Here is a 13,303-nt window from a genome sequence, read left to right on the forward strand (position 1 = left end):
TCCACTTCGTGCCGCGCCACGCGATCGAGGATTTGTGTGTGCGCCCACTTCCCGCTGGTGGTGTCCACGTCCATGCGCGCGATGCGCGCTTCTGGGAAGCGCTCAGCGATGAGCTTCTCCACCTGCTGCGTACCGAGCCCTCGCCGATGCAGCTTGTCGCTGGCGCACTGCGGGCACGTGCGTGGTACCTCGGCGTGGTGCTGGCAGTAGTGACACACCAACTGCTCCGGCACCCGGTGATAGGTGAGCGAGATGCTGCAGTGCGGGCACACCTGCACGTCACCGCACGCGTGACACTGCAGGAACGCCGCGAAGCCACGACGGTTGAGCAGCAGCAGACTCTGCTCGCCACGGGTGAGCCGTGTCTCGAGCGCCGCCAGCAGAGTGGGGCTGAACACGCTCGTCGTGGGATCGTACGGAGCCTGCGGATGGCGCGCCGCCTTCGCTTCCTTCGCCGCCACCCGCATGTCCACCACGCCCACCGGCGGCAACTGGGCCCCACCGGCGCGATCGGGGAGGGTCAATCGAATGGCCTGCCCTCGATCCGCCCGTTCCCAGCTCTCGAGGCTCGGCGTGGCGCTGCCGAGCACGACCAGCGCGCCCTCGGCCCGCGCGCGCACCATAGCCGCCTCGCGCGCATGATAGCGCGGCGTCTCCGACTGCTTATAGCTGCTTTCGTGTTCTTCGTCGACGATCACCACCCCCACGCGCTCGAGCGGCGCGAACAGCGCCGAGCGCGCACCCACGGCGATCCGTCGTTCACCGCGCCGCAGCGCCTGCCAGGCATCGAGCCGTTCGCCATCACTGAGCCCGGAATGCAGGACCGCCACGTCGTCGCCGAACGCGCCGCGGAACCGATCCACCGTCTGTGAGGTGAGGGCAATCTCCGGCACCAGCACAATGGCCGTACGGCCCTGCGTGCGCAGGACCTCGCGCAATACTTCGATGTAGACGAGCGTCTTGCCACTGCCGGTGATGCCATGCAGCAGAAAGACCTGTCCCGGCTCACCAGCGACGATGGCGTCGATGGCCGCCCGCTGCTGCCGTGACGGGTTGGGAGGCGGGACCACGCCATCGCGCTCGGCGAACGGATCACGCTGCAGCACCTCGTCGCGAATCACCACCAACCCGCGCTTCGCCATGGCCGTGAATACACCGGCTGTGCAGCTGGCCTGCGTGCGCAAGGCTTCGAGTGGGGCCACACCACCCTGCGCCTCGAGCAGTTCGTATACGGCACGCTGCTGTTTGGCGCGGGCGAACGTCTGCTCACGCTGCAGCAGCGACGGCAGTTCCTCGACGATGCGCACCACGCGCTGCGTGCGCCCCGTCGGCGCCGGTGCATTGGGCTGCAGCAACGCCGTGGGGAGCATGGAGCGCAGCGTGAGCCCCAGCGGTGCCGCGTACCAGTCGGCGATCCATCGTGCTGTATGCAGCAGCGCGTCGGTCAAGGCCGGCGTCGTGTCCACCACGGCGCGAATCGCCTTGAGCTTCACCCCCTCCGGCGGCGTACTCTCGCCAAGGCAAATTCCGATTTCCGCACGATTGCGAAAAGGCACCAGCACCCGCGTTCCCGGCGCGATCGGCCACGCGACGTCCTCCGGCACGCCATACGTGAACGTGCGGAAGAGGGGAACGGGAAGGGCAACCTCGACGCACCGCATTTCAGGCTTGAGAGTTGAGACGTGAGGCGTGAGGAGGTAACAGCGTCATGGGTCATGTCTCACGGCGTTATGGTGACAGCGAACGCATGACGGCGGCAGCGAAACCACGGGGCGCTACGGAAGCATAACTACGGCCGTCACCCCGCCGTCAGCGCAGTTCCGCGTCCCCCCGCCTGCACCGCTCCCCGTGGTTACGGTTTCGCGGTAACCATAGCGCCGCTGAGACATGACGCCGTCACCCATGACGCAGTCTCCCGCAGTTACCCCCCGCAGTTACCCTCGCCCCTAGTACGGCGTCAGCCCCGACGCTCGTGCCGTCCGCGCCTGCCGGTATTCCTGCCCGCCACTGCCCGCGAGGAACTGCACCAGCGCGTCGGCGAGCTCGTTGCCCCGGTCGTAGCGATCGGCGGCCTGTTTGGCCAGACACTGCATGACGATCGCACTGAGCGCCGGCGGCACGCGCGTGTCGACCTGGTCGGGCGCCACCGGGGCTTCGTGCACATGCTTGTAGCCAACCGAGTACGAGTCCTCGCCGTCGAACGGCGGGTGGCCCAGCAGCATTTCGTACAACAGCAGCCCCACCGCATAGAGATCACTGCGGCCGTCCACGAGGCGCCCCATGGCCTGTTCGGGGCTCATATAGTGCGGTGTACCCATGGCGCGCCCACTCGCCGTCAGCCGGCCATGGAAGCGCGCCGTGGCGATCCCGAAGTCCGTGAGCGCCACGTTGCCGTCTTCGTCGAACAGGATGTTGTCGGGCTTGATATCGCGATGCACCACACCATGCCGGTGGGCATAGTCGAGCGCCACCGCCACCTGCGCCCCCACCGACGCCGCCGTCTGTGCCGAGACCGTCTTGCGACGCGACAGCAGGTCGGCCAGCGACCCGCCCGCATAGTACGGCATGGCCAGATACTCGAGTTCTCCCGACGTGCCCATATCGGCGATAGCGCAGATGTACGGGTGCACGAGCCGCGACGCCGCCTCCGCCTCGCGCCGGAAACGCTCACGCATCTCCGGTTCGCGGGAGAGCGTCCGATGCAGCACCTTGATCACCAATGGCCGGCCCAGTACGGCATGACGCGCCAGATACACGTGCGCCATGCCACCGCTGCCAAGCCGCTTCACCACCGTGTAGCGGTTCCCCGTGGCGGCCCGCAGTTCACGCAGCTCCTCATCGGGAATATCGATTGGCGGCGCCGACACCTCCGGCAAGGGTGCACCGCAACGGGTGCACTTGGGCGCAACAGCACGATTCCAGGTCCCGCATTCGGGGCAGAACATCAGGGGAGCGTAAGGCGGAGAAAGGGGAAACTCACGACCCGAAACCCGTACCCGAGACGCGAAACTGATCAGTTCCGGGTGATGGGTTCGAGCTTCGAGTTCCGGGTGCAACAGACCTACAACAATCTCTGACGACGCAGCACGAGCAGGAGCAACCCACCAAGGAGCAACTGCCCCAGCAGCAACACCCAGAACCCGTAGGGCCAGTTCGACAGCGGGATCTTGGTGAAATTCATCCCCCACATGCCGCTCACCACCACGAAGGGCAACGACATGGTCGCCACCACACTCAGCCCCTTGGTGGTGGACCCCAACCGATTGGACACCTGCGTGAGATAGGAATCCATTGTACTGCTCAGCAGATCGCGATACGTGTCGAGCGCATCGTTGATGCGCAGCACATGATCGTACACATCGCGGAAATAGATCTGCACGTCCGGCGCGATCAGCGTGGTCGGCCGGTTGGTCAGCACGTTCAACACTTCGCGCGACGGCTGCAGATGGCGTCGCAACGAAAGCACCAGCCGCTTCACCTTGAACACGTCACGCAACGCATGTTGGTCGAATTCCACGAAGACGCGCTCCTCGAGCCCGTCGAGGAACTCGTCCACCTGATCGAGAATCGGGAAGTACGAATCGATCGTAGCGTCGAGAATCGCATGCAGCGTGCGCTCCAGGCCACGCGACAGCAGTTCGGGCGAGCGGCGCAGGGTCTCGTGCATGAGGTCCACCGGCGCCACCGGACCGGCATGCACGGTCACGAGATACGTGGGCCCGAGGAAACAGTGCAGGTCTTTCGTCTCCAGATCGTACGGATCGTCCGTATCGGCCGCGAACTGCACCGCGCGGATGATGATGTACAGATAGCCCGGATACTCCTCGAGCTTCACGCGAGACGCCGGATTGAGCGTGTCCTCGATGGCGAGCGGGTGGAAACCGAACACCTTCTCCAGCAGCGCGTGCTGCGAGCGCACGGTGCTGTCGATGTCCACCCACAACGGGCCACCCTCGGCCAACAGCTGGGGCAGTTCACGCGGGTGACAATCCACGACGTCAGCCCCCGCCGGCGACCGATACACGATGCGCGGCGCGGGATCCGATTGACCGGGGACCGAACTGGGTACGATACGCGGCATGTCGAAAGGCTACGCGAGCGCCCGCAGATGCACCAGCACGGCCTGCGCCACCGCATCGGGCGCGTAGCCGCCCTCGAGTGCACTCACCAGCCGGCCACCGCACCACCGCTCGGCGCGCTCCACCAGCGCCCGTGTGAGGGTGTGCACGTCATCCAGCGTGAGCGTGAACGCCCCGAGCGGATCGCCCTCGAGACAGTCGAACCCGGCGCTCAGCAGCAGCAGATCAGGCGCGCAATCGGCGGCGGCGGCGTCAACCGCCGCGAGCAACGCGTCGATGTAGCGTTGCGGGGGCAGCGACGGCGGCATCGGCACGTTCCACACGGTGCCGTACGGGCCCCGATCGTCGGCCGCTCCTGTTCCGGGATACCACGGCCACTGGTGCATGCTGACGAAATGAATGCGTGGCTCGTGCTCCACCAGGGCCTGCGTCCCGTTGCCGTGATGGACATCCCAATCCACAACCAGCACCCGCTCGCAACCGTACCGGGCGATGGCATAGTGCGCCGCGATGGCCACGTTGCCGAACAGACAGAACCCCATGGCCCGGTCGCGCAGCGCGTGATGGCCAGGAGGGCGCACCGCCGAGAAGTTGCGGATGGCGCGACCATCGAAGGCCATGTCCACACCGTCCAGCACGCAGCCAGCGCCCGCCGTGACAGCGTCCCACGACCCTTCGCTCACCACGGTATCCGGGTCGAGCCGGCCACCACCCTGCTCCACCAGCTCACGGACCCGCGTGATGTAGGTGCGGTCGTGCGCCAGCGCGAGTTCGTCCTCGGTGGCGTGACGGCCTTCGACATGGGTGAGCGCTTCGAAGAGCGCCGCGTCATGCTTGAGCGCACGCGGAATGGCCACGAGGCGGCCGACATGTTCCGGATGCTCCCACCCGGTGTCGTGCCGACCGCAGTCGGAGTGGCTGATAAGAGCGACGCGCGTACTCATGCGGGGTTCCACGCTATTCGGTGATCGTCGGTGGCCGACGCGAGAAAGACGTCAGCGGTGGTGATGGCATGATGCCGCCTGCGTCTCGAGCGACTCAACGCAGTCCGCGCAGTCGTCGTGAACTCCATTCGGCGAGCAGTACCAGCAGGGTGAGCAGCAGGAGCACGGGCGCCGACAGGATACGGGGAATGTCGCTGGCGGCGCCACGTCCGTCATCCGTCACGGCGCTTGCGGTGACCCGTGCGGAGTCGGCCGGCAGGGCACGACCGAGCCTCGCCACCAGATCCGCATACGGTGCGGCCCCGCCGGGAAGCGCACGCTGCATCGCCGTTGTGTCAGCGCGAGGCTGCTCCGCCGAGGGAATGGCGGCGGCGAGCGCCCCCTGCCACCACCGGCGATGCTCGGCGGCGCCATTGTTGGTGCCCTGCATGCGCCAGCGCCACGTCTCACGGTACGGCATCGCCACTACCCGCCCGCGACCAGCGCGGCGTGCCACGAGCGCCGGCTCGCGGTGGCCATGCTCACTCCGGTCCTCCTGCAATACCACAGCGCCCGGCGCCACCGCGAGCTCCCAGGCCTCGAGCCCCGCACGCGGATCGTCAGAGAGAAGCGCCCCGGCGATGGCACCGCGCACGAGCGTCGGGCGCGCCGGGCGCAACGCAGCGAGTGCACTGATCTGCAGCGCATCCCCACCGAACACGAGGCCGCCGCCACGCGCGACGAACGCCTGCAGCGCGCCCGCGTCCACCGACATGCTGTCGAGCACCACCACGGCGGCGTACCGCTCGAGATCGAGGCGCGCCGGCGCACCCAGCGTCACGCTGCCACTGGGGGACACGCGCAGGCGGCCATCCACGAGCCACCCCGCTTCCTCGAGCGCCGCCACCACGAACTTCCCCTCCCACCCCGGCTGGGCGATGACCAGCACCCGCTTCGCGCCGGCAGAATCAGGAAGCGCCACACGCGCCGTGCTCTTCCCCTGCTGCACGACCAGTGGCGGTGACGCACCGGCCAACTGCCATGACAGCGACGGCTCCGCACGCGGCACCGAATCCAGCACGCCGCCGGCGTCGCGCAGCACGAGCGCACCACTGGTGTTGGCGCTCGCGCGCACCGTCAGTGCCGCCCCAGGCACCGCGCTGCGGGACACCGACGCGGCCAGCCCCGCAGCTCCGGTGCGGTCCACCCATTGCACCGGTATCCCCGCGGCAGCCATCGCCCCCCACGCCGCTCGCATCGTCGACGAGGGCACCAGCTCAAGTGTGAGCACCGTGGTATCGGGTGCGGCATCGGCCAGCAGCGGACGGAGCACGCCAACACCGCGCGCGCTGGTATCGGCGACGATGGAATCGGGGAGCGACAGCGACACCCGCCGCGGCGTCTGCTCCGCACCGGCTCCTGCGCGCAAGCTCGACCACAGCGCCGTGAGCAGCGCTGCGAAGGCCAAGGCACGGCACAGCCGTTCGAAGAGTAGGCGCGTCATCGGGTGAGCGCGTACACGACGATGTTGACACCGAAGCGCGTGTTGTCCACCGACAGGAACCGTTTGTTGTCCGGGTGGAAGCTCCACTCCGAACTGTAGTCCTTGTTGGAAAAGAGCACGCGTATACGGCCGTCCTTCACCACGGCATCGAGTTGCTCGTGCACGAGATTGTCACCCCACCCGTTCATCTCGTGGGACGTGGTGGGCGGGCCATTCTCGAACACGAAGAAACTGCGATACAGCTCGTGCGTATTCGGCAACGGCAGCAACGGGCCCGCTACGCGACGAATTTCCTCGCGGGCCGTCTTGTTGAACGCGCCGTCCACATCGTGATTGTGGTCGTCGACGAACAACATCCCCCCTCGCTCGAGATACTGCTTCAACACCTCGGCCTCGCGCGCCGTGAAACGCACCGGCAGATGACCGGTGAGATAGAGCAGCGGGTACTGAAACACCGCCTCCGATCCCAGGGGTACGGTTACGCCCTGTGGCCGCACTGGCAGCGAGGTGTAGCGGGCCAAGGAGTCGATGAGATTCGCCGGCACCAGCGGCGCCGAATCCCAGTCGCCGGACTCGTACTGCGCCGTGGCGAACACGAAGGGCGCGTACAGCATGGACGGCACGCTCACGGCACCACCCCACGCGACCACGACGTGGTCCGTGTGCGGAGCACGTTGCCAAGCACCCGGCGGGCCTCCACGAACACATCGGTCGCGTCGCCCCCACGGTCCATCGCCGCCAACACGCGCGAGAGGGCCGCCGCGAAGGCCGGAGCATCGCCCAGCGCCTCCACACGCAGCAGCGCGACGGAGTCACGCGCGGCCATCGTGTTCGTGGTCACCTGCGACGCGGCGCGCACCAGGCGGGTATCACGATCGGCCGCGCGCGCATCGAGCGCCGCACGCGCGCTGCGCAACGTCACCTGTCCCGTGTCCTTGCCCGTGAGCCGCACCTTGCCGATGTCCACGATGACCTGCGGCGGCTTGCCGCGCAGATAAATGCGCGACGCCGCCCGCGATCGCTCGATGGCCTCAAGGGCGCGCTTCATCGGCGGGATCGCCGCGTGCGGGTTGCCCTGCTCCAGCGCGCGACCTGCATCCCACATGGCATTGTACGCTTCGAGCAGCGGTTGGTTGATGGCCACCACCGGCGAGTCGTTCCCCTCCTCCAGCATGCCGGTGGTGCTCGACGTGCTCATGGCGAGCTTGCCCCCCTGCAACTCGACCCCATGATCGTGCCCGTCGCCCGCCGAGTGGGCATGCTCGGCGCTCGACTCGCCGCTCAGCCGCTGGAACACCACATCACCCACGGCGAGTCGAAGCCGTGTCTGATCGCGCGCCAGCTTGAGCGACTCGCGCAGCACCTCGGCGCGCACCAGGCGTTTCTGGGCCTTGTCCAGCTTCTCGGTCAACATGAGCAGCATGCGCTGACTGAGCATCGACTTGTCCACCTCGGGGGGAGGCGCCGGTTCCACCGCCACGGAGTCGTACTCGGTGGGCCGCGCGATGCGGAACGCCCGCGTTTCGCTGCTGCCGAACTCGCGCGACGCCGACGGATGCGCGTCACGGGCCACTGCGCGCAGGTGAACCACATCACCCGCCTGCAATCCGAGTGTGGCCAGGTCCAGCACCCCCCGCAATTCCGTCGAGCGTATCCGCGCGCTGCCGGGCCACGAGCGTTCGCGCAGGAGCAGCGTGCGCACGGTGAAGCGTTCCCCCTCACCCGATGTGACGATGAGTTCGAAGTGCGCGCGCGTGAGGCCGATGTCGTCCTGTACCGTAGCGAGCATGGGCACGGCCCCGCGAGGCTCACGGAACACACTGTCGCGCGCTGGGGCATCGAGCGACACGCGTGGGACCGAGTCGGCATGCCCTTCCACGATCAGCAGGCGCGTGGTCCCGCCTCGTGAGACGCGCGCGGTCTGCGGCGCGCTTCCGGCCAGCACCGTGAACTGCCACCGGCTGGCGTCCTCTCGAGCAGCAACCATCGTGGCTCGCTTCGCATTCACGGCCGTGAGTTCCGCGTGCGGCGCAGGGCCCGCGCCGGACACCACCACCGTGCTGCCACTCAGGGCCGATACGTTGTTCACGTCACCGTGCGTGACCGCCGGCAACGCCGAGTAGGCGGGCGGCACCACGCGAACCGACCACGCGCCGAGCGGGGCCGTCGCGGTGGGCCTCGCAGTGTCGCCAGTGGGAACCGTGCGTGTCGCGACGGCGGCGCCCTCCTGCGTGCGGTCCGCAGCGCTCACCCTCATCAGCATGAGGCACGTCACGCCGAACAGCACCGGCCACTGCCACGCCGCACGTCGTGCCCGCCATAGAGCGGCATCGAGGGGCGACTCCTGCATGGCGCGCGCAGCGACGAGCGCGAGCGCGTGGGGGACCGCGGTCCCCGCCGCCAACATCTCCACGGCCGTGGTGAGCGCAAAGTCCGGCGCGGTGCGAGCCGCCACCCGCTGCTCTTCCACCCACAGTGCCGTGCGAGCGAGGGCGTCGGGCTCACTTGGCCGGCTGGCATGTCCGCGGTTTCCGAGCAGCCACCACACCGTCGCGCCTAGAGCCACAGCGGGAAGCACGGCGAATGACGCCCCGACATCCCATCCGGTGATCCGAAGCAGCAGCTGCAGGGCAAGGGCGGCGGCGGTCGCGTGCAGGATTCGGCGCACCACACGTACCGTATGCAACGCGCGATGCACCTGTAGCACTTGCGACAGTAGCGGGCTCATACCGGCCCCTCGCGGTGACGCCACCACCATTCGCCCAGCAGCAGCATCGTGGCCACGGCGAGCAGCGCCGGTGTGAGCCACCACGGGTCACTCCGGTTCTGCCGCGACCCGGTGATTCTAAAGGCCGTCGCCGGCGCGAGTGAATCGCTACGGCTGCCATCCTTCACGAGCGACGAAGATGGTACGCGGTCCGCATCGCAGGGCGCGATGAGCGCTCGGCGAAATCCTCGCGCTTCGTTGGAGAGCAGCAGATCACCCGCGGCAGGGAGCATCACCGACACGGAGCGCGCACAGCCATTGCCGCCCGCGGTCGTCTGCTCGACGGCCGCCGGAGCGCCGTCGCTCCACCACGCGATCACACGCGCCGGTGCGAATGCTGCGGTACCGGAATCGATGCGGGCCTGTAGCACACGCGATGGCGACGCAGTACGCACGAATGGTCCCACCAAAACCTCGCCGTTCGCCACGAGCGCACCCACGGTATCCTGCACTGACTGCGCCTCCCACCCGTCGGGCGCGCCGTTCGTCGGCCACGACACCACGATGGTCGACGCCGTACGCTCCGTAGTCACGCTGGCCACGCGCTCGATGCGGACACGACGGGGCGCGTCCGCCAGCGACCGGCCCAGCGCCGCCTCGACGATATCGTCACGCACGCCACCAACCACGCTGACATCCGCCGCACTCGTATCCGCCGCCGACACAGGGCCACCACGCAGCATCACGCGTACGCGCCCGGGCCACTGCGATCGCCAGGCGTCGAAACCGGCACGGCTCGCGACACGCGCGGGCAGCACCACCGTGAGATCCACCCGGGAGATCGCGCGATGCGTTGCGGTAATGTCACTCGCACGCCGAACAGCCGCCACGAGCGCCGCACCGGCGTCACGCGACACGCCGCGGGCAAAACTCACGTCGACCAGTGCGTCATCACCCGCGAGCGCACGGGTGAGCGAATCGCGCCACACCGTATCTGCGCGCAGCGCCTCGTCTGCGACGACCATACGCAACTGAGACGCGGTGGCGCCCTGCCAGCGAGCCCCCGCCAGGGCCGCGCCTGTCGCCAGCAACGCGGCAATCCGCAGGACAAGCAGCAGCACATCGTTGAGACGCGCCTGACGCGCTACGGCACGCGCATCGCCGTCAGGGACGAAGCGCGCCGTGGGGAGCATCAGCGGCGGCGGCCTGCGAACGGACAGCAGATGCAACCCGGCCACCACGAGCGATGCCGCCACAGCCATGCCAAAGAGCCACGGGCTCGCGAAGCTGAGCATGTCAGTGCGCCCCGTCGCCCATCGGCAGTGCCAGTCCCATCACCACCGCGCGCACCGCGCGCGCTGGCGGTACGTCGGTGCGCACTTCGGTGTACCCTGCACCGGTGGCACGCCAACGCGAGGCGAGATCACGACGAAACTCGTCGAACCGGGCGCGATATTCCGCCCTGCTCGCCCGGCTCAACACCCGCGTGTCATGCGGCGCCTGCGGGTCGTTCACGAGAAAGGGGCCGGTGGGAGGCGTGAGCTCCTCGGCGGCCACTACATGCACGCATTCGATGAGCGCGCCCGCCGCCCGATGCGCGGCGGCGGCCTTCAGCAACACATCCGTATCGCCCAGACAGTCGGTGATCAGCACGATGCGCGCCTTCGTGGGCAACTGCACCAACGCCGGCGCGAGCGCCGCCGCACCGCCAGCCGTCGCCCCCTCGAGCACTCGAGCGATCTCCTGCACCGCACCACGGCGCGTACGAGGCGGGATGCGCTGCATGCCGCCGGCGTGGAGCACCATCACACCGACCGGGTCACTCGAGGCATGCGCCACGGCCGCGAGCCCCACCGCCACCTGTCGCCCATACGCGAACTTGGAGAGCGCGCCGTCGCTACGCGCCGACGTGGCGTCGGGAAAGGCCATGCGCGCACTACCATCCACCACGATCCAGGTGGGAAGCAGCGCCCGGTCGTCACTCAGCCGCACGAACGCGCGGTCGCTGCGCGCGAGCAATCGCCAATCGAGCGCGCGCGGGTCATCGCCCTGCCGATACAACCGATACTCGGTAAACTCGCCCGCTGTGCCCTTCTGCGACGAGCGGTGCGCCCCGGGAGGGGCCGCACCCACCGCGCGGCGTGCCGGCCAGCGCACGCCACGCAGTGCATCGAGCATGGGCCCGTACACCGACATCAGCGCGCCGTGGTCAGCGTGTCGTGGCGCCCGACGGCACCGGCACGTGCGCGAGCAGCGCCTCGATGAGCGGTTCGGCGGAAACGCCGTCGGCCTCAGCAGCGAAGTTGGGGAGAATGCGATGACGCAACACGGGCATCGCCACGCGCTGGATGTCCGCCGGCGAGACGGCGGGACGTCCTCCCAGCAACGCACTCGCCTTCGCGCCGAGGATAAGCGCCTGTCCCGCACGCGGCCCTGCCCCCCAGCGCACGTACTGCTTTACGAGCGCAGGCGCGGCGGCCTCCTGCGGCCGTGACGCGCGCACCACGCGCGCCGCATACTCCAGCAGCAGCTCACTGCAGGGCATGGCGCGCACGGCACCCTGCAACGCCAGCGCGTCCTCAGCGGTGAACACCGCCTCGATGGGCGCCCCCTTCGCGCCCGTAGTGGCGCGCAGGATCGCTACCTCGTCGGCCTCGGTGGGATACCCCACACGAATGTCGAAGAGGAAGCGGTCGAGCTGCGCCTCGGGCAACGGATACGTGCCTTCCTGCTCGATGGGATTCTGCGTGGCGAGCACGAAGAACGGCTCCGGGAGACGCATCGTCTGCCCGGCTGCCGTCACACTGTGCTCCTGCATCGCCTCGAGCAGCGCGGCCTGCGTGCGTGGCGGCGCCCGATTGATCTCGTCGGCGAGCACGATGTTCGCAAACACCGGGCCGCGCACGAAACGGAACGCACGCTGACCACCGCCACTCTCCTCGAGAATCTCGGTGCCCGTGATGTCACTCGGTACGAGGTCGGGCGTGAACTGGATGCGCCGGAAGTCGAGTTGCATCGCGTCGGCGAGCGACTTGATCATGAGCGTCTTTGCGAGACCGGGCACCCCTACCAACAGAGCGTGCCCCCCGGCCACGAGCGCCATGAGAATCTCGTCCACGACGGTCTGCTGCCCGACCACGCGCTTGCCGATTTCGTCACGCAACCGCTGCACGGCCGCGATGAGCGATTCCACGCCGCGCGATTCCTCGCTCTCCACGGGCGTCGTCGACATCACTTGAGTGGACGACGCCGGCGTGAGGTGAGAAAAAACGTGGAGGCATCGAGGGCGCCGGCGCTGCGCAGCGACACGCCTTCGTTCTCCACTTCGGCACCGCGCAGCTTCACCAGATACGCATCGGTCTCCGCCACGTCGGGGAGCAGGTTGGCCATCGCCACCCGCTTCACATCACGTACAGTGGACTCCGGGGCGCACTCCACGCGCACGGCGTCCCACGCGTCGGCGGCCTGCACACGCACGGTCCATGAGGCGGCTGCGCCTACCGGCAGCGCCCGCAGCACTTCGGGGCGCACACGCAGCTGGTTCACGAAACGGGGAGTTCCCGCCGAGTTCTGACTATCGCTCATGCGCCATTTACGCAGTGGGGGTCGTTACCGTTTCGGCCGGCGACTCACTGGGAAGCGCGGGCACCTCAGCGACTGGCGGGGCCGGCGGCAGGGACTCCAGAAAGCGGGCCACCTGCTGATCGAAGAGGTAGCTCGAGCCGCTTACCGCTGTCCCGGCCGGCGTCTCTCGTGCACCGATAGCGATCTCCTCACCGCCCTGGCCGCGGAGCACCACGTGACTCGGTCCCTGCTTCTCGACGAACGCGGCGTAGACACCGCTCCGCTGCGCGAAGAAGCGCGTGGCCGCGGTGATGACCTCCGAGACCGACAACGAGGTGAGGGTGTCCTGCAGCTGCCGGCGGGACTGCTGATGCGGGTGTGACATGACGACGGACAAAAGGTTCGGGGAGTATCTCGACGCAGGATTCCGAGGCGTGCTAGCCGTGATCGACGTCGACGGGGAAGACAAGCAGCATTTCCCGGGTGACGTCCGGCGCGCCGGCCGTCTCGATGCGCAGCTCACCAC

12 protein-coding genes are annotated in these 13,303 nt (G+C 68.3%); all 12 read right to left on the reverse strand.

The features are described 5' to 3' along the window. Positions 1-1,661: primosomal protein N' (gene priA / locus ACIQ6O_RS05990; RefSeq protein WP_396206871.1), on the reverse strand; the 1,661-nt coding region annotated here is incomplete at its 3' end. 285 nt (positions 1,662-1,946) lie between these two features. Continuing rightward, positions 1,947-2,867 carry a serine/threonine-protein kinase gene (locus ACIQ6O_RS05995; protein ID WP_396206872.1) on the reverse strand — a complete coding sequence of 307 codons (921 nt, stop codon included), beginning with the start codon at positions 2,865-2,867 and terminating at the stop codon, positions 1,947-1,949. Positions 2,868-3,061: 194 nt separating this feature from the next. Then, on the reverse strand, positions 3,062-4,081 hold the full coding sequence (corA, locus tag ACIQ6O_RS06000; RefSeq protein ID WP_396206873.1) for a magnesium/cobalt transporter CorA: 1,020 nt from the start codon (positions 4,079-4,081) through the stop codon (positions 3,062-3,064). Between the two features lie 9 nt (positions 4,082-4,090). Next, positions 4,091-5,023: a histone deacetylase gene (locus tag ACIQ6O_RS06005; RefSeq protein ID WP_396206874.1), complete on the reverse strand. Its 933-nt coding sequence runs from the start codon at positions 5,021-5,023 to the stop codon at positions 4,091-4,093. Positions 5,024-5,117: 94 nt separating this feature from the next. Beyond that, positions 5,118-6,506, reverse strand: coding sequence for a hypothetical protein (locus tag ACIQ6O_RS06010; protein ID WP_396206875.1), 1,389 nt, complete (start codon positions 6,504-6,506; stop codon positions 5,118-5,120). Beyond that, positions 6,503-7,120 (reverse strand): DUF4159 domain-containing protein, encoded by a 618-nt coding sequence (locus tag ACIQ6O_RS06015; RefSeq protein ID WP_396206882.1) that lies wholly within the window; start codon positions 7,118-7,120, stop codon positions 6,503-6,505. The genes ACIQ6O_RS06010 and ACIQ6O_RS06015 overlap by 4 nt, the downstream gene beginning before the upstream one ends. An 11-nt stretch (positions 7,121-7,131) precedes the next feature. Next, positions 7,132-9,234 carry a hypothetical protein gene (locus ACIQ6O_RS06020; RefSeq protein WP_396206876.1) on the reverse strand — a complete coding sequence of 701 codons (2,103 nt, stop codon included), beginning with the start codon at positions 9,232-9,234 and terminating at the stop codon, positions 7,132-7,134. Continuing rightward, the gene (locus ACIQ6O_RS06025) at positions 9,231-10,508 is read right to left on the reverse strand and encodes a BatA domain-containing protein (RefSeq protein WP_396206877.1); all 1,278 of its coding nucleotides are present in this window, start codon (positions 10,506-10,508) and stop codon (positions 9,231-9,233) included. Before ACIQ6O_RS06025 ends, ACIQ6O_RS06020 begins: the two co-directional genes overlap by 4 nt. Before the next feature lies 1 nt (position 10,509). Next, positions 10,510-11,391, reverse strand: a complete 882-nt coding sequence (locus ACIQ6O_RS06030) for a DUF58 domain-containing protein (protein ID WP_396206878.1) — start codon at positions 11,389-11,391, stop codon at positions 10,510-10,512. Positions 11,392-11,422: 31 nt separating this feature from the next. Then, positions 11,423-12,445, reverse strand: coding sequence for an AAA family ATPase (locus ACIQ6O_RS06035; protein ID WP_396206879.1), 1,023 nt, complete (start codon positions 12,443-12,445; stop codon positions 11,423-11,425). Next, positions 12,445-12,798, reverse strand: coding sequence for a hypothetical protein (locus ACIQ6O_RS06040; protein WP_396206880.1), 354 nt, complete (start codon positions 12,796-12,798; stop codon positions 12,445-12,447). Before ACIQ6O_RS06040 ends, ACIQ6O_RS06035 begins: the two co-directional genes overlap by 1 nt. 7 nt (positions 12,799-12,805) lie before the next feature. Next, on the reverse strand, positions 12,806-13,162 hold the full coding sequence (locus ACIQ6O_RS06045; protein ID WP_396206881.1) for a hypothetical protein: 357 nt from the start codon (positions 13,160-13,162) through the stop codon (positions 12,806-12,808). Positions 13,163-13,303: the final 141 nt, after the last annotated feature.

The sequence above is a fragment of the Gemmatimonas sp. genome, from assembly GCF_044345575.1.
Classification (GTDB): domain Bacteria; phylum Gemmatimonadota; class Gemmatimonadetes; order Gemmatimonadales; family Gemmatimonadaceae; genus Gemmatimonas.